This window comes from Streptomyces spiramyceticus (assembly GCF_028807635.1).
Classification (GTDB): domain Bacteria; phylum Actinomycetota; class Actinomycetes; order Streptomycetales; family Streptomycetaceae; genus Streptomyces; species Streptomyces spiramyceticus.
Genome location: NZ_JARBAX010000001.1, coordinates 4,613,275 through 4,628,403, shown reverse-complemented (window position 1 = coordinate 4,628,403; position 15,129 = coordinate 4,613,275). Strand labels below are relative to the sequence as shown.

At 64.7% G+C, this 15,129-nt stretch carries 13 protein-coding genes, 2 tRNA genes and 1 pseudogene; 5 read left to right on the top strand and 11 right to left on the bottom strand.

The window, feature by feature from the left end; translation table 11 throughout:
- Nucleotides 1-148: 148 nt before the first annotated feature.
- The 6 genes from thrB to PXH83_RS21340 form a co-directional block, all read right to left on the bottom strand.
- On the bottom strand, nt 149-1,069 hold the full coding sequence (thrB, locus tag PXH83_RS21365) for a homoserine kinase (RefSeq protein WP_274562031.1): 921 nt from the start codon (nt 1,067-1,069) through the stop codon (nt 149-151).
- A gap of 297 nt (nt 1,070-1,366) precedes the next feature.
- Entirely contained in the window at nt 1,367-2,437 is a 1,071-nt protein-coding gene (gene thrC / locus PXH83_RS21360; protein WP_274562030.1) for a threonine synthase, read from the bottom strand.
- Between the two features lie 6 nt (nt 2,438-2,443).
- Nucleotides 2,444-3,745 carry a homoserine dehydrogenase gene (locus PXH83_RS21355; protein WP_274562029.1) on the bottom strand — a complete coding sequence of 434 codons (1,302 nt, stop codon included), beginning with the start codon at nt 3,743-3,745 and terminating at the stop codon, nt 2,444-2,446.
- A gap of 95 nt (nt 3,746-3,840) precedes the next feature.
- A complete protein-coding gene (gene lysA, locus PXH83_RS21350) occupies nt 3,841-5,232 on the bottom strand; it encodes a diaminopimelate decarboxylase (RefSeq protein ID WP_274562028.1) in 1,392 nt (463 codons plus the stop codon).
- A 16-nt stretch (nt 5,233-5,248) separates the two neighbouring features.
- A complete protein-coding gene (gene nrtL, locus PXH83_RS21345) occupies nt 5,249-6,211 on the bottom strand; it encodes an ArgS-related anticodon-binding protein NrtL (protein ID WP_274562027.1) in 963 nt (320 codons plus the stop codon).
- A gap of 78 nt (nt 6,212-6,289) precedes the next feature.
- The gene (locus PXH83_RS21340) at nt 6,290-6,778 is read right to left on the bottom strand and encodes a response regulator (protein ID WP_274562026.1); all 489 of its coding nucleotides are present in this window, start codon (nt 6,776-6,778) and stop codon (nt 6,290-6,292) included.
- A 110-nt stretch (nt 6,779-6,888) separates the two neighbouring features.
- On the opposite strand from PXH83_RS21340, the gene PXH83_RS21335 reads away from it, so the two are divergent.
- Nucleotides 6,889-6,960, top strand: a tRNA-Arg gene (locus PXH83_RS21335).
- A 344-nt stretch (nt 6,961-7,304) separates the two neighbouring features.
- Here the strand turns inward: PXH83_RS21335 and PXH83_RS21325 are convergent.
- The 3 genes and pseudogenes from PXH83_RS21325 to PXH83_RS21315 form a co-directional block, all read right to left on the bottom strand.
- Nucleotides 7,305-7,568 (bottom strand): annotated as a pseudogene (locus PXH83_RS21325) (HD domain-containing protein); the annotation flags it as partial.
- Nucleotides 7,510-7,746 (bottom strand): GntR family transcriptional regulator, encoded by a 237-nt coding sequence (locus tag PXH83_RS21320; RefSeq protein ID WP_274562941.1) that lies wholly within the window; start codon nt 7,744-7,746, stop codon nt 7,510-7,512. The gene PXH83_RS21320 and the pseudogene PXH83_RS21325, both read right to left, overlap by 59 nt.
- 333 nt (nt 7,747-8,079) lie before the next feature.
- Nucleotides 8,080-10,968 (bottom strand): NACHT domain-containing protein, encoded by a 2,889-nt coding sequence (locus tag PXH83_RS21315; RefSeq protein WP_274562938.1) that lies wholly within the window; start codon nt 10,966-10,968, stop codon nt 8,080-8,082.
- 564 nt (nt 10,969-11,532) lie between these two features.
- Between PXH83_RS21315 and PXH83_RS21310 the strand changes: the two genes are divergently transcribed.
- The 3 genes from PXH83_RS21310 to PXH83_RS21300 all read left to right on the top strand — a co-directional run bounded on the left by PXH83_RS21310 (nt 11,533) and on the right by PXH83_RS21300 (nt 13,252).
- Nucleotides 11,533-12,207, top strand: a complete 675-nt coding sequence (locus PXH83_RS21310; RefSeq protein WP_274562025.1) for a DUF4234 domain-containing protein — start codon at nt 11,533-11,535, stop codon at nt 12,205-12,207.
- 404 nt (nt 12,208-12,611) lie between these two features.
- Nucleotides 12,612-13,109: a hypothetical protein gene (locus PXH83_RS21305; RefSeq protein ID WP_274562024.1), complete on the top strand. Its 498-nt coding sequence runs from the start codon at nt 12,612-12,614 to the stop codon at nt 13,107-13,109.
- Between the two features lie 58 nt (nt 13,110-13,167).
- Nucleotides 13,168-13,252, top strand: a tRNA-Arg gene (locus PXH83_RS21300).
- A gap of 141 nt (nt 13,253-13,393) precedes the next feature.
- Here PXH83_RS21300 and PXH83_RS21295 read toward each other — a convergent pair.
- Nucleotides 13,394-13,588: a DUF397 domain-containing protein gene (locus PXH83_RS21295; RefSeq protein ID WP_274562023.1), complete on the bottom strand. Its 195-nt coding sequence runs from the start codon at nt 13,586-13,588 to the stop codon at nt 13,394-13,396.
- Nucleotides 13,585-14,463, bottom strand: coding sequence for a helix-turn-helix domain-containing protein (locus PXH83_RS21290; protein ID WP_274562022.1), 879 nt, complete (start codon nt 14,461-14,463; stop codon nt 13,585-13,587). Before PXH83_RS21290 ends, PXH83_RS21295 begins: the two co-directional genes overlap by 4 nt.
- 142 nt (nt 14,464-14,605) lie before the next feature.
- Between PXH83_RS21290 and PXH83_RS21285 the strand changes: the two genes are divergently transcribed.
- The gene (locus PXH83_RS21285; protein ID WP_274562021.1) at nt 14,606-15,070 is read left to right on the top strand and encodes an ATP-binding protein; all 465 of its coding nucleotides are present in this window, start codon (nt 14,606-14,608) and stop codon (nt 15,068-15,070) included.
- Nucleotides 15,071-15,129 lie beyond the last annotated feature (59 nt).

Here is a 15,129-nt window from a genome sequence, read left to right as displayed (position 1 = left end):
GCTCAGGCAGTTGGGGAGGCTCCCGGAAGAATGATGGTCCCGAACGGGGACACGATGCACCGCGCCACAAGGACGCCGGGTGCACACTTGAGATTAACACTACCGGATCCAACAAATATTCCCCCTCTCGTTCACCGGCAATCGCGTGTCACGACGAGCCGAGCGGCAGAACGCTCGCGCCCGTGGCGTCGAGAGCCAGCCTGTTGGCTGCCCACCCCTCGCCCGCCAGCTGTGCGACCTTGTCGGCCGCACTGTCATCGACCAGAGCGAGCACCGTAGGGCCCGCACCGGAGATCACTGCGGGGACGCCGTCCGCGCGCAGTCGGTTGACCAGGGCCACGCTCTCCGGCATCGCCGGGGCCCGGTAGTCCTGGTGAAGTCGGTCCTCGGTGGCCGCCAGCAGGAACTCGGGACGCCTGGTCAGAGCCTCCACGAGCAGGGCCGCGCGGCCCGCGTTGGCCGCCGCGTCCACGTGCGGAACGGTACGCGGCAGCAGTCCGCGGGCGGTCTCGGTCAGCACCGGCTTTCCGGGTACGAAGACCACCGGAACGATGGAATCTGCGGGGTCCATCCTGATCGCCCGCGCCGCGCCCCCGTCGGTCCATGCCAGCGTGAAGCCGCCGAGCAGACAGGCGGCAACATTGTCGGGGTGACCCTCGATCTCGGTCGCCAGCTCCAGCAGGGCGGCGTCGTCGAGCTTCGCGTCGCCGCCTATGGTCACGGCGCGCGCGGCGACGATGCCGGCGCAGATGGCGGCGGAGCTGGAGCCCAGGCCGCGGCCGTGCGGGATGCGGTTGGCGCAGACGACTTCGAGGCCGCGCGGCTGTCCGCCGAGCAGGTCGAAGGCCGTACGCAGCGACCGTACGAGCAGGTGACTCTCGTCGCGGGGCAGCGTCTCGGCGCCCTCACCTGCGATGTCGACGTGCAGGCCGGAGTCGGCGACCCGGACGACGACATCGTCGTAGAGCCCCAGCGACAGGCCCAGGGCATCGAAGCCAGGACCGAGATTGGCGCTGGTGGCGGGAACGCGCACCCTTACGGCGGCGGCGCGGAACGCGGGACCGGCCATCGCTCGACGACTCTCCTTGTGGGACTGCGAGATTTTGACTGCCGCCTTCTGAAAACTGCGGCATTTTGAAGACTGCGACATTTTGCAGGATGTACGAACACCCGAAGGCCATGACGGCAGCAGCACCGCGGCACATGCGGCGGTGCGGGTTGAGTACAGCCTATCGAAGGAAGGTTCTGTGGCGACATAGGGCGCACAGGAGGCGCACGATGCGTGTCGCGTACCGTCCTGTGCGCCTATGTCTGGCCTTACGGCCTTTACGTTTGCGCTTGAGCCCGCATTTGTGCGCTTGTGCGCCTACGCGAGGCCGAGGCGCTCTGCGGCCGTGGCGGCGTCCACCGGCACCGTGACCGGCTGCGGCGCTCCGGCCACCGCCCAGTCCGGGTCCTTGAGGCCGTTTCCGGTCACCGTGCACACGATCTTCTGGCCGGGGTCGACCTTGCCCTGCTCGGCGGCCTTGAGCAGACCGGCGACGCTGGCCGCCGACGCGGGCTCGACGAAGACGCCCTCCTGCGCGGCCAACAGCCGGTAGGCGCGCAGGATCTCACGGTCCGTCACCTCGTCGATGAAGCCGCCCGACTCGTCCCGCGCCTCAAGGGCGTACTGCCACGAGGCGGGGTTGCCGATGCGAATTGCGGTGGCGACGGTGTGCGGGTCCTTGACGATCTCGCCGCGCACGATGGGCGCCGAACCGGACGCCTGGAAGCCCCACATCCGGGGGGTGTGCGTGGCGATGCTGTCGGCCGCGTATTCGCGGTAGCCGCGCCAGTACGCCGTGATGTTTCCGGCGTTGCCGACGGGAAGTACGTGAATGTCCGGGGCGTCACCGAGCGCGTCGACGATCTCGAAGGCGGCGGTCTTCTGGCCCTCGATACGGACCGGGTTGACCGAATTGACCAGCGCCACCGGGTAGTTGTCCGACAGGCCGCGGGCCAGCGTCAGACAGTCGTCGAAGTTTCCGTCGACCTGGAGGATCTTGGCGCCGTGGATCAGCGCCTGGCCCATCTTGCCGAGCGCGATCTTGCCCTGCGGCACGAGTACGGCGCAGACCATTCCGGCGCGTACGGCATAGGCGGCGGCCGAGGCCGACGTATTGCCGGTGGAGGCGCAGATGACGGCCTGCGCGCCCTCTTCCTTGGCGCGGGTGATCGCCATGGTCATGCCGCGGTCCTTGAAGGACCCGGTGGGGTTGGCGCCCTCGACCTTGAGGTGCACCTCGCAGCCCGTGCGCTCGGAGAGGACCTGCGCCGGTACGAGCGGCGTGCCGCCCTCACGGAGCGTGACGACGGGCGTCGCGGCCGTGACCGGAAGCCGGTCCCGGTACTCCTCGATGATGCCCCGCCACTGGTGGGTGCCCTTGCTGGTCATGGGTCCTTACTCCCCTTCAACACGCATGATGCTGGCGACACCGCGCACGGTGTCGAGCTTGCGCAGCGCTTCGACGGTCCCCGAAAGGGCGGCGTCGGGCGCGCGGTGGGTGACGACGACGAGAGAAGCCTCGCCGTCTCCGTCCGGTCGGCCTTGCTGGCGGACCGTATCAATCGATACGCCGTGCTCGGCGAAGATGGTGGCGACCTGGGCGAGTACGCCCGGCTTGTCGGCCACGTCGAGGCTGATGTGGTACCGCGTGACGACCTCGCCCATCGGGCTGACGGGGAGCTGGGTGTACGCGGATTCGCCGGGCCCGGTGGTCGCGGCGACGATGTTCCGGCAGACGGCGACGAGGTCGCCGAGCACGGCCGAAGCGGTCGGCGCACCGCCGGCGCCGGGACCGTAGAACATCAGCTGCCCGGCCGCCTCGGCCTCGATGAAGACCGCGTTGTAGGCCTCGCGGACGGAGGCCAGCGGGTGCGTCAGCGGGATCATCGCGGGGTGGACGCGCGCGGTGACGGACTTGCCGTCGGCGGCGCGCTCACAGATCGCGAGCAGCTTGACCGTGCAGCCCATGCGCTTCGCGGAGGCGATGTCGGAGGCGGTGACCTCGGTGAGCCCCTCGCGGTGTACGTCGCCGATCCGCACCCGGGTGTGGAAGGCGATTCCGGCGAGGATGGCGGCCTTGGCAGCGGCGTCGAATCCCTCGACATCGGCGGTGGGGTCGGCTTCGGCGTAACCGAGGGCTGTGGCCTCGTCGAGCGCCTCGGAGTAACCGGCTCCGCTCGTGTCCATCTTGTCGAGGATGAAGTTGGTCGTTCCGTTGACGATCCCGAGCACGCGGTTGACTTTGTCCCCGGCGAGGGACTCGCGCAGCGGCCGTACAAGCGGAATGGCACCGGCCACGGCGGCCTCGTAGTACAGATCCCGCCCGTGCTCCTCGGCGGCGGCGTGCAGGGCCGCGCCGTCCTCGGCGAGCAGCGCCTTGTTCGCGGAGACGACGGACGCGCCGTGCTCGAAGGCGGTGGTGATGAGCGTTCGGGCGGGCTCGATGCCGCCGATGACCTCGACGACGACGTCGATGTCGCCCCGTTTGACCAGGGCGGTCGCGTCGGTGGTGACCAGCGCCGGATCGATGCCCTCACGGACCTTGGAGGGACGCCGCACCGCGACCCCTGCGAGCTCGACGGGGGCCCCGATGCGGGCGGCGAGGTCGTCGGCGTGCGTCGTCATGATGCGCGCCACCTCTGAGCCGACCACACCACAGCCCAGCAGCGCCACCTTCAGCGGACGCGTACGCATCATCCGACCTCGTTTCCTCTAAAACTTGAGTGTGAACCAGTCTCACTCACTGGACGGGAGTTTCTGCCCCTCGTCCAGATTGCGAGACATCTATTTCATCAGCCGACATCGAGACGCAGGAGATCTTCCTCCGTCTCGCGCCGGACAATCACGCGCGCCTCACCATCATTGACGGCGACGACGGGCGGGCGCAGCGAGTGGTTGTAGTTGCTCGCCATCGAACGGCAGTAAGCACCGGTGGCGGGCACGGCAATGAGATCACCGGGCGCGAGATCGGCGGGCAGGAAAGCATCCTTGACCACAATGTCCCCGCTCTCGCAGTGCTTGCCGACGACGCGGCTGAGCATCGGCTCGGCGTCGGAGGTCCGGGACACGAGAGCCACGCTGTACTCGGCGTCGTACAGGGCGGTGCGGATGTTGTCCGACATGCCGCCGTCCACGCTGACGTACGTACGCAGGCCCTCCAGCGGCTTGATGGTGCCGACCTCGTAGAGGGTGAAGGCGGTGGGCCCGACGATGGCGCGTCCCGGCTCGACGGAGATGCGGGGCGTGGCCACCCCGTGCGCCTCGCACTCCCGGGTGACGATCTCGTTCAGCGCCTTGGCGATCTCGTGCGGCTCGGCGGGGTCGTCCTCGGAGGTGTACGCGATGCCGAGGCCGCCACCGAGGTCGATCTCGGGCAGTTCGACACCGTGCTCGTCCCGTACGTCGGCAAGCAGCTGAACCACGCGCCGCGCAGAGACCTCGAACCCGGCCATGTCGAAGATCTGCGACCCGATGTGCGAGTGAATCCCGACAAGCTCGATCCCGTCGAGCTTGAGGGCCCGCCGCACGGCTTCGGCGGCCTCCCCGCCGGCGAGCCCGATCCCGAACTTCTGGTCCTCGTGGGCGGTCGCGATGAACTCATGCGTATGAGCCTCGACGCCGACGGTCACCCGGATCTGGACGCGCTGCCGCTTGCCCATGCTCTGCGCGATGTGCGCGACGCGGACGATCTCCTGGAAGGAGTCGAGAACGATCCGCCCGACGCCCAGGCGTACGGCCCGCTCGATTTCGTCCGTGGACTTGTTGTTCCCATGAAAAGCAATGCGCTCGGGGGGCATGCCGACGTCGAGGGCGGTGGTCAGCTCGCCGCCGGAGCACACATCGAGATTCAGCCCCTCTTCCATCAGCCAGCGGACGACGGCCCGCGAGAGGAAGGCCTTGCCCGCGTAGAACACGTCCGCGTCCGGCCCGAAGGCGTCGGCCCATGCCCGGCAGCGGGCGCGGAAGTCGCTCTCGTCGAGGAAGTAGGCGGGCGTACCGAACTCCTCGGCGAGGCGGCTGACTTCGATGCCGCCGACGGTGACGACGCCGTCGCTGTTACGTCGTACGGCCCGGGCCCAGACCTTCTCGTCGAGGACGTTGAGGTCGGCGGGCGGGGCGGTGTAGTGCCCCTCGGGGTAGACGTCGGCGTGACGGGGCCCGGCGGGGTGTGCGGAACGGCTCATGGTTCTTCTGTCTCTCTCACAGATGTTCGGGGGCACTGATGCCGAGCAAGGACAGGCCGCCGGCGAGCACCGTCCCGGTGGCCTCGGCGAGGGCCAGGCGGGAGCGGTGGGCGACCGAGGGTTTCTCGTCGCCGAGAGGCAGGACGGGGTGAGCGTCGTGAAAGCGGAAGAAGCTTTCGGCGGTCGCGTCGAGATAACGGGCGAGCCGGTCGGGGGCGCGGTGGCGGGCGGCGGCTTCCAGGACGACGGGGTAGTCGGCGAGGGCACCGAGGAGGGGCGCGGCGTCGCGTCCGTAGCTGGCCGCTTCTCCGTAGCTGGTGGCTTCCCCGGCTTCGAACCCGAGGGCGGCGGCATTACGGGCGAGGGCCCGGGCGCGGGCGTGGGCGTACCGGACGCGGAAGAGGGGGTTGCTCTCGCGCTGAACGAGGAGGTCGTCGGGGCGGGCGACGGAGGTGGGCCAGAGGACACTCCACACGGCGGCGTCACGCCCGAGCCGGCCGACGACGTGTGGGAAGCCGGGATCCGCCTCCCCACTCCTCACGACCGTCACGCCCTGGGCCTGCATCAGCCGGGCGACGGCGTCGCCATGGGTCCCGGCCGGGACCTGGACGACCTGCCCGGCTCCGTCGACGGAGGTCCCGTGCCCGTACGAGCTGCGCTGGGTGAGGACGGTACGTACGACGGAATTCTGAGCAGGGCGGACGAGCGTGAAATTCAAGAATCCCGGCCCGGTGATCTCGACGTCGGCGATCTGCTCGTCGACGACGAGCATGCGACGGAGAATCTCGGCCACTTCGCGGGCGGGCAAACTCGCCGACCCAGCCAGCTTGAGGGCGACATTGGAGGCGTAATCCCCACGCCCCCCGGGCCGCGGCCGCTCGACGACGGCCCGCTCCGGCACCGGCGCCCGCAACACGTCCTCCTCGACGGCGCGACGCACGGCGCGCAGCACGGTACGGGAGAGCTCGGCGGGGGTCACGGGACAAGCGTATGGGAGGAGGGGGGTCCCTTAGCGAACCGGGTTTCGCCATCCGGTCACTGGCATCGGGCGAGGGGCTCACCCGACGGCACTCCCAGCCTGCCCGGCCTCATGCCTGCCGTCGGCAGACGGCGGGCCCTCCTGGTGCATCAGCTGCCGTACGAGCCTGACCAGCTCGGCCGGCTCGAATGGCTTGGCGAGAAAGGCGTCGACGCCGGAAGCGAGGCCGGTCTCCACCTCGTACTGCGTACACGCACTGATGATCGCGACGGGCAGATGAGACGTACGCGGGTCGTCGTGGAGGCGGGCGGCCGTACGCAACCCGTCGAGGCGCGGCATCACGACGTCGAGCGTGACGACATCAGGACTGACCCGCTGCACGATGTCCAGACACTCGGCACCATCGGCCGCGGTCACTACCTCGAAGCCCTCCAGCTCGAGATTGACCCTGATCAACTGCCGGATGACCTTGTTGTCGTCCACAACAAGCACCCGACCGGACGCCCCTGGCACAACTCGAGAGTAGGTTGCCGCCCGGGGCTGCGTCCGGGTTTTGCCCACTTCCACCCCGTGCGGGGTACGGCGGAGATCCGGCCAGGCAACCGAAATACCTGTTCATGGTCACCCGGCAGGAGCTGGTAGTGTTCAACCCGTCGCCGCGCTTACTGCGGCGGTACGCCCCCGTAGCTCAGGGGATAGAGCAACGGCCTCCGGAGCCGTGTGCGCAGGTTCGAATCCTGCCGGGGGCACAGAAGCCGGACCAGCGTGAAACAGCCGCTGACCTGCAGAAGTGCCAGACATCAAGAGCCGGACCCAGTCTCACTGGGTCCGGCTCTTTGTCGTTCTCAATCACTGATTCCGAGTGAGTGGCGAGTGAGTTTTCACGAGCCTCGGCAAACAGGCCGTGAGGCCCAGCAGTCTCGGGCAGACTGCTGCTGCCGCCCTGACGGATCGAGGCTCACGGGACTTCAAACCTCGCTTGTCGTGACGCTTCCCGGTGTCGGTCCACTTCTTGCCGGACACCGGGCGCGCCTCGCGGAGCGTCAACATCCCCCGACCCTTCTCCGGTAGGTAGCAGTCCTGCTCTCGAAGCCCGACCGCTTCCGCCGGCCACGGCCCGGAGGTAGCGGGCGCCATCGAGCGGGTGAAAGCCGGTCTTGGCAAGGTCCGGCGAGTAGCCGATGTCATGGAGCACGGCCGCGGCCTCCAAGAGGTCGGCGTCGGCACCGAGGATCGGCGCGATGGACCGTGCTCGTTCCGCCACTCCGAGGGAGTGCTGCCACCTGCGCGGCAGCGGCTCAGCCAGCAGCGATTCCCCGAGCGGGTAGGCCCACTCGGTTAGTCCGGTTGTGCTCACGCTTCGGCACGCTCCTCATGTCCAGGCAGAGCCAACACAGTGCGCTGCTTCCCCTGCCTCGCTTCCGACAACAGCCCTCGGCCTCCAGCCTGTCCAGGGCCTTGGCCACCGTGGGGCGTGAAACTCCAAACCGAACGGCGAGAGCCGAGGCGCTCGGGAAGGAAGCACCTACTACCATGCCGTCTTTCCTGATGACATCCGCGATGTGCTCGGCCAATGGCCGACGGTCAACGTTCTCCCCTTCTCTGATCACTCGCCAGCGGCCTCCTGGCACCGGCTCGGCCAAACCCTCTTGTCATAGAACGCCGAAGGCACGTAGAACAACCCCCGGGGGACGCCGTACCTATCCATCAGATCCCGCAGTGTCGACAACTCATCGCAATGACCGCAAAGGTTCCACGAGGGCTTGCCTGCTGCCGCACGACTGGGCCCCTTCCTCACTCTTCGCCTTTCCTGTTCTCGTCACACAATCCCGCTTCTGGGGTACGCGGTGAAGCTTGCCGTTGCCGCCTCATACGACTCGGTTGTCTTCCTGTGGCACAAAGCTGAGTCGCCCCGTGGCCCATTTAACAAACCACGTCGGCATACCAGTCGATTCCACTTGGGCCACGATCTCTTTGCGGGAGAATGGCGTCCACCGACTGGCTGGCTCTTCGTCTCCAACGAGACGGTTATCACGAGTCGCTGTGATACGCCTAAACCATTCGAATCCAAACATCCCTCGCGTAACGTCATGAAATGGATGCAAGGATGGGAAAGTGATCTCATAAAGGCTACAACAAGCCCACAGGAGAAACGGCTTCACGCGGTCATCCCCCCAGTTGCTGCCCAATTCCAGAGGGCTAAGCATAGGGCGCGAGGAAAGCTTGGCGACTACGGAAGAAAACGGCGTTTGCGGACCCACTCGCCACGCACCCATGGCCTCAGGATCAACCCAATCCACAATGGGCGAACTCTCTGATTCACCCCAGGCAATATCCAACATGTCGACCAACAACGGTCCGGGCACCCAAGAATCAAGAGTCCAACCAAAGGTGTTTACGGACAGCAGCCAATTTGGCGGCCGCTTGACATCGAGACGAGTCGGGGAATAGATGCCCACCGACATCATGTAAGCGTGCGATGCATCGTCCACGTCTGTGTCGATTTCATACAGCGAATTCGCGATCTCATGCATTTGAGGTTCCCACGCCTGGTCGAAGCGTATTGCCTGACCAGAAAGAACGAACCGCGACCAACGCTGAATCACTGCAGCCGAATTATCCGTCCTTGAATTACCCAACTGCTCTTGCAGCAAAGTGTGCAACCTGTTCCGCGGATCACGGTAAAGGTCAAAGAGCGCAGCTGCAGACGCCTCCGTACCATCCAACTCAGACCGACTCCAGTATTCGAAAAGACCGGCAAATACAGCGTCTGTGGTCTTCTTGGGGACAGGAGCAGAATTCAGGATCCGCAAGCTCAACGAGATGTATTTGCTGGCTTGAACCTTGCCCAAAGAGCGAGTCTTCTCAAGCAGTCCGTTAATGATGTCTTCAGCGCCGCGGTCATACTTCTCGTCGGCACACTGGACGATTACGTCAGCCAGCACAGAACTGGCATCTCTATCGTGCGCTTGGGCAACCTCATCTACGATTTCCTCCAAAGACCGCGCCCTCCGAACGATAGCCTCTGCAGAGAAGTACTCCATGAAAGTCCGATGGGTGAAGCCAAAGACACGCTCTCCCCGGTCGGTCGTCCCCTGCGATGTGAGCAGCCAAGCTCGATCTGCACAGAAGTCCAGGAAGTCTTCGGCTCGCCTCGCAGCTTCGTAGGATTCAACGGATGCCGTATCGGTGAAGAAAGTCGTGATGATGCGCCGTAGCTGGCGCTCCTCGACTCCCCCTTGAGCAGATTGACTACGATAAAAGAACAGTGCCAGCTCCTGCATGAGGCGCGTTCCATAATGCCTATGATCCATCGGCTGCTCGATCTGCCGCATGGAGTCCCAACGCTGGAACATCAAATCAGCACACGCCTGATAGACGGCACGACGGTTTCTGGGGATGTATCCCCTTGCCCTATACAGTGCGCACAGCAGAGAAAGCATCAGCGGATTCACGCGAACATCAGGGATACTTTGCAACTCGCGCAGGAAAGCGAGTCGCTCTTCGTCGCTACGCCCCGTGGCATGGAACCACTTTGTGGCGTACGCCTCAACCTGCTCATCCGAGAAGTCGTCAAGCTCGTATAGGGAAAACTCGCTTTCATCGAGAGGTGCCTTGCGGTACCCGACTCGCCTCGCAGTGACAAGAATGGGCGCTAGCGGATACCGCGAAGCGAAAGATTCGATAGCCTTTACGAAGAGCTGACGACGGCCGATGTCGATAATTTCGTCGATACCATCGAATACTACGAACCCTCGACCTAGAGTCAGCACATCACTGACTGTTTCTTTCTCGATGTCGATCTGCAGGTTCTCGCGCATAGATCGCGTAATCGACTCCAGGATGAAGGTACTGGAATCGGGACTTGAGAATTCCTTACATTGAATCACGAGCGGTGCAAAATCTTGACCACTTGCGGATGCATTAGAACTCACTTTGTGCACGACATGCTGAACCATCGTGCTTTTCCCGACCCCGGGGTTCCCGATAACCACACATCGGGGTCGCGTGCGCGGCACCGAGAGGAATTCATCCGTTTCATGGTCGCTAGCGTTGTACCGCCGCAGGTTTCTGCTTACGTAGAGCGTTTCCCGCTCGAAGCGAAACGCCTCCTGAGAGTGACTGAGGGCATGCGCAAGGTTGACCTCGGCATAGTAATCAGCAGATTTGCTTCGAACGTCGTACAAGCAGTTCCTGGCGGCCTCAAACCTCGTCGAGTCCCCTGCGATGTCGACTAGATCACGGAAGGCAATATTGGCCGGCCTCTCTCGTCCCGCAATCTTTTGCGACGCCCCCAAATAGGAACTTAGCCTTTTCTGTTCATCTGCGGAAACTAGAGCTGAAAGCTCGTCGGCCGGGAAGAGGGAGTCGACATACTGTCGAAGCAGCATCCAGAGAGGCCTTGCAAGATTGCTCCAGTTGAAATTCCGCTCCTCACAGAACATTTCGGCTAGATCCTGGAATGCGTCAGCGAATGACTCCGCAATCTCCTTGAAGGATTCCTCCTGCCTGCAACCAAACTTTGCGATGAGCAGGAATTGGACAACCGCCAGACACTCTGGACTCTCAAATAGCTCAGTGACTTGCGCTGCCTGATCTTGCGTGAGGATCGTCAGAGTTTCGCCGTCATTGGGGTCCGTAACGACCAAGCCGCCTGAATGGTCAACCTCTTCCTCCCATTCAGGGAAGGCGTTCTGCGAATTAGTCAAAGACGTGAAGGACTTCTTAACTGCTTCACCGGCTACTCGCCCCACCATGCTGGCCACCAAAGGTTCCATCACTACCCCAGTCGGATCACGCGCGCTCAGAAGACCACGGTAGCGCCGGTCAGGGCCTCTTTGGTGGATCGGTGCGCATTCCCTTGGGACCGTTAGGAGCGGTAACGCACCTATAGCTCTTTTGTCCTCACCGTTGGCCCAGTCCTCGGAGGCCGTGACTGCCTGTGACCGGCAGTGCCAAGTCGTTCTGTGTCCAGTACCAGCCACGTGGCTTGCACGTGCGTGCAACTGACTCTTGCGAGTGAGCAGCGAGTGGCAAGGGCCCACCCCCAGCGCCTGACTCGCATATTGCGCAGCTCAGAGGGCGCAAGCACTATCGCTCAGCGCATGCCCTCCGGAGCCGTGTGCGCACGTTCGTATCGCCGTGACCAGTGGAAACGTGCCTGGTGTCTTCGTGTTGTACAGCGGATAGCAGTGCGGAACGGGAACCAACCTCACCCTGCGTCCGGCGGCTGGTAGGAGCACGATGGGAAGGGGTGCGGAGCCATCGTGCCCAGTCGGGCTTCCGCATCTGTTCCAGACAGCTTGAGGACGTGGACCACCATGGAACAGATCCAGGCAGTTCAGCAGGTCGATCGTTACGTGCATGAGCGACGCTTCACGGACCAGAGGTTGGTTAGCTGGGCCCTGTACTTCTTCCTCCTTTCATGGGTAACGCTCGGCATCTACTCGATAATTGTCTTCTACCGTCGATTGAACCGCGCTGACCTCTTCAGAGAACGGCGTGCGCATTACTACAGCGCGGTCATCAACGCGACACGCCAGTACGCAGAGTTGAACGAGCAGTACGGCGCGGCTCATGAAGACCTTGACGATCTCCAACGCTTTGTGAAGGAGCGCTTCACTGACGAGCACAAACCCATCCAAGCCGGTCTGTCGCTCATCCTGTCGTTCATCACGCTCGGAATCTACGGGTGCTATGCCACCTACAGAACGATGCGATTCTGGTGGGAGATTCAGCCCACGGAGCAAGACTTCGACGAGAAACTAAGCTTGATCTGGACGAAGTTGGGGATCGTCAAGTACCCCCTGACTTTCGAGCCCGACGAAGAGCTGCATCGCAGCTTCGGCCTGCACTTCTTCCTAGCCATCGTCACGCTCGGGATCTACGGAATCATATGGGACTACCGTCTGCACACCGACCCGGACAGGATCTATCCAGAGTTCCATTCGGCCGAGGACGGTGTTCTCAATGCGCTTCGCAGCGCCCATCCATAGCCTCTGCCCAAGGTTCGCGTGACCTTACTTCTCTGCTGTACAGCAGAGAAGTCCAGCAACCACCGCAACCGCAGGCGATCGACAACGACCTCAGGCGGACGGATGACCAGCCAAGCGGACCTCAGCGGCCGTGGCTGCCGGTAGTTCGCATAGAGGGGGTCAGGCGGGCGTGCCAAACCCGTGCCAGAACAGGCGGGGAACCACGGGGAATCTGCGTTCCTGGCAGCCACGAAGGTCGGAGCAAGCCGTAGCAGCGTTCTCGCAGCCAGCCCACGCGTTGCCCCCGCCGCTCTCCCAAAGCGGTGGTCCGGGGGATCCTCAGACTGCGCGCGTCCTGGGGAGATTCCCAGCCTTCGCCCGGCAAACGGAGCTCCCCTTCCATCGGATCGGGGAACGATGGCGGCATGACCATCGGCGACGACGGGAAAGCAGCGAAGCACTTGGCTAGTCAGGCCCAGGAAGTAGGGCGGGTGTCTGGGCGGGAGCCTTGGCGCGAGGTACTGCAGTGGATCAGCGGCGGGCGACTGGGGCGGCGGCACGGGTGCCCGACGGCGCCAGAGTTAGGCACCCCGTGGCAGGACACCATCTCGGCAGAGCGGATCGGCTGGCGTCAGCGCGCCGCCAACCTGGACGGCGAGTTCGTGTTCGCCGTCGACTATCAACTCTGCCGCCGTTGTCGACTCGGGTGGGTCGAGCAGCCTCACACCCTGCCGGAGTATCAGCGATGTGGTCTGGCTGCGGCCGGCCTCGCCGCGCTGCGGATCGAGCACCCCGGCTTGGCATGGCACACCCTGGGCGGACACCTCACCGAGTCCAAGGGATTCTGGGCCGCCATAGGTGCCGACGTACCCGGCGGCTACCAGCAACGCGGCCCCTGCGCCCACATCAATGCCAGCGGATGACCAACATTGCCATCCGTGAGCTGAGGCCTATACGTGGACCGGCGAGATGACGCAGGCCGCCCCTAGGGGCCTGACCTGCTGAAACGTATGAGACACACGGGGCCTCCGGAGCCGTGTGCGCAGGTTCGAATCCTGCCGGGGCACAGAAGCCGGATCAGCGTGATCAACCCGTTGACCTGCAGAAGTGCGATCGAGCGGATCGCTCTCGCCATCGCCAAGGTCATTGGCTGACCGTCACCGAGGCAGGGTGATGCGGCCTGTCTGTCCGTAGCATCCTCAGCGGCTCAGCGTCCGGCTGCGAAATCCACGAATGCAGCCCAGTCCTTCTGACGGAAAGCGAGTTGTGACCTCGTCGGTACCTTGGAGTCCCGCACGTGAACGGCATCGGCTGTGGCAGCCACTTCCAGGCACGCGCCACCCTCGTTGCCGCTGTAACTGCTCTTGAACCAGGCGAGTTGCGCGGAACCCTCGGTGCTCATCGGTCTGCCTGCATCCTCTCGATCAGTTCGAGGGACTCTCGCGGAGTGAGTGCTTGAGCCCTGATACTGCCGTAGCGTGCGGCCAGGATACGGACCTCCTCGGCATCCGTCGCCAGACGCGTATGGTTCTGGACTTCCGTGTAGCCAACCTGCGGCTTCGCTTTGGGCGTCAACAGGATGAAAGGCCCGCCCATACCGGCGTGCTCGCTTCTGTCCATCGGCATGACCTGGAGCTCGACACTGCGCAGCCTTCCCAGCCTGAGCAGCTGTTCGAGCTGCTCCTTGTGCACTTCCCACCCACCGATCGGCCGCCGCAGCGCGGCCTCTTCCATTACCGCTGTGACCATCGGAGACGGCCAGCGGGTCAGGATCTCTTGACGGCCCATACGAGAGGCCACCCGCTGCTCGATCGTCTCCTCGTCCAGCAGGGGCTTACGCATCTGGTACAGGGCCCGCGCCCGCCGTTCGGTCTGGAACAGGCCGGGAATGTCATGGCTGCTGTAGTCATTGACCTCAACGGCATCCGCCTCCAGCCGCGCGTAATCCCGGAACCACGCCGGATGCCGCACCCGTGCCCGCGCCTTGGCCCGCGCAACATCGTCCTTCGTCGCCTTCAACAGGCCGCCCGCGCCCAGCAGTTCGTCGGCCGCGTCCAGCAGCTCCGGCTGTGGCGTCCTGCGGCCGCGCTCCAGCGACGAGATCAGGTCCTCGCCGTACCCCAGGCGGTCGCCCAGCTCCTTCTGCGTCAGACCGGCCCGCTCCCGCAACAGCTTGAGCTGCTTGCCCACCGCCCGGTTCAGATCCGCTGCGCCATCCGCGTCCTCCGGCGGATCGGGGCGGCGCTCCGCGTCCCTCTGATGAATTCCGTCCGTCATCGTGACCACCGCCCAACCCGCGCACCCGCCCGCCCGGTTACTACCGCCACCCCGGACAGGCAACCGACCGTACCGGTACACCCACTCTGCGTACCGGCTGCTTCCCTGGTCAGCGTACGGGCATCCGGCCACGCTCTGTCACATGAAGTCGGAAATCCAGGCGCCTCAACTCGGCGTCCCGGCAGCTCGTTTCAGTCAGCAGCTCAGCTCCACCCGTCGCGGCGCCCGCCTCGCGCGGCTGCTCGCCGTACAGCAACTGGCTGACTGGGGGTGGGCCAGGGACAGCGAGACTGTGCAGACTGCCGCGCTGCTCGTTGCCGAGCTGGCCACGAACGCGGTCACGCATGGTCGCGTACCCGGTCGTAACTTTCTGCTGAGCCTCGTGGTCACACGACAGCCGGGCGAGACCACCACCCTCCGTATCGAGGTCGCCGACTGTGGGGGCGAAAGGCCGCCGGTTCCGCTCAAGCCGGAGTCGACGGCGGAGCACGGGCGTGGGCTTCTTCTGGTCGAGGCTCTGGCAGTGCGCTGGGGTGCCGACCCGCGGCCTCCCTCCGGGAAGACCGTCTGGGCCGAGCTCTGCGTAATCGGAGGCCCTGCCGGATGAGCTCAGACGCAGCCGTACGTGCGCGGGCGCCCGCGTCACCGACGCGCGCGCCCGCCGCT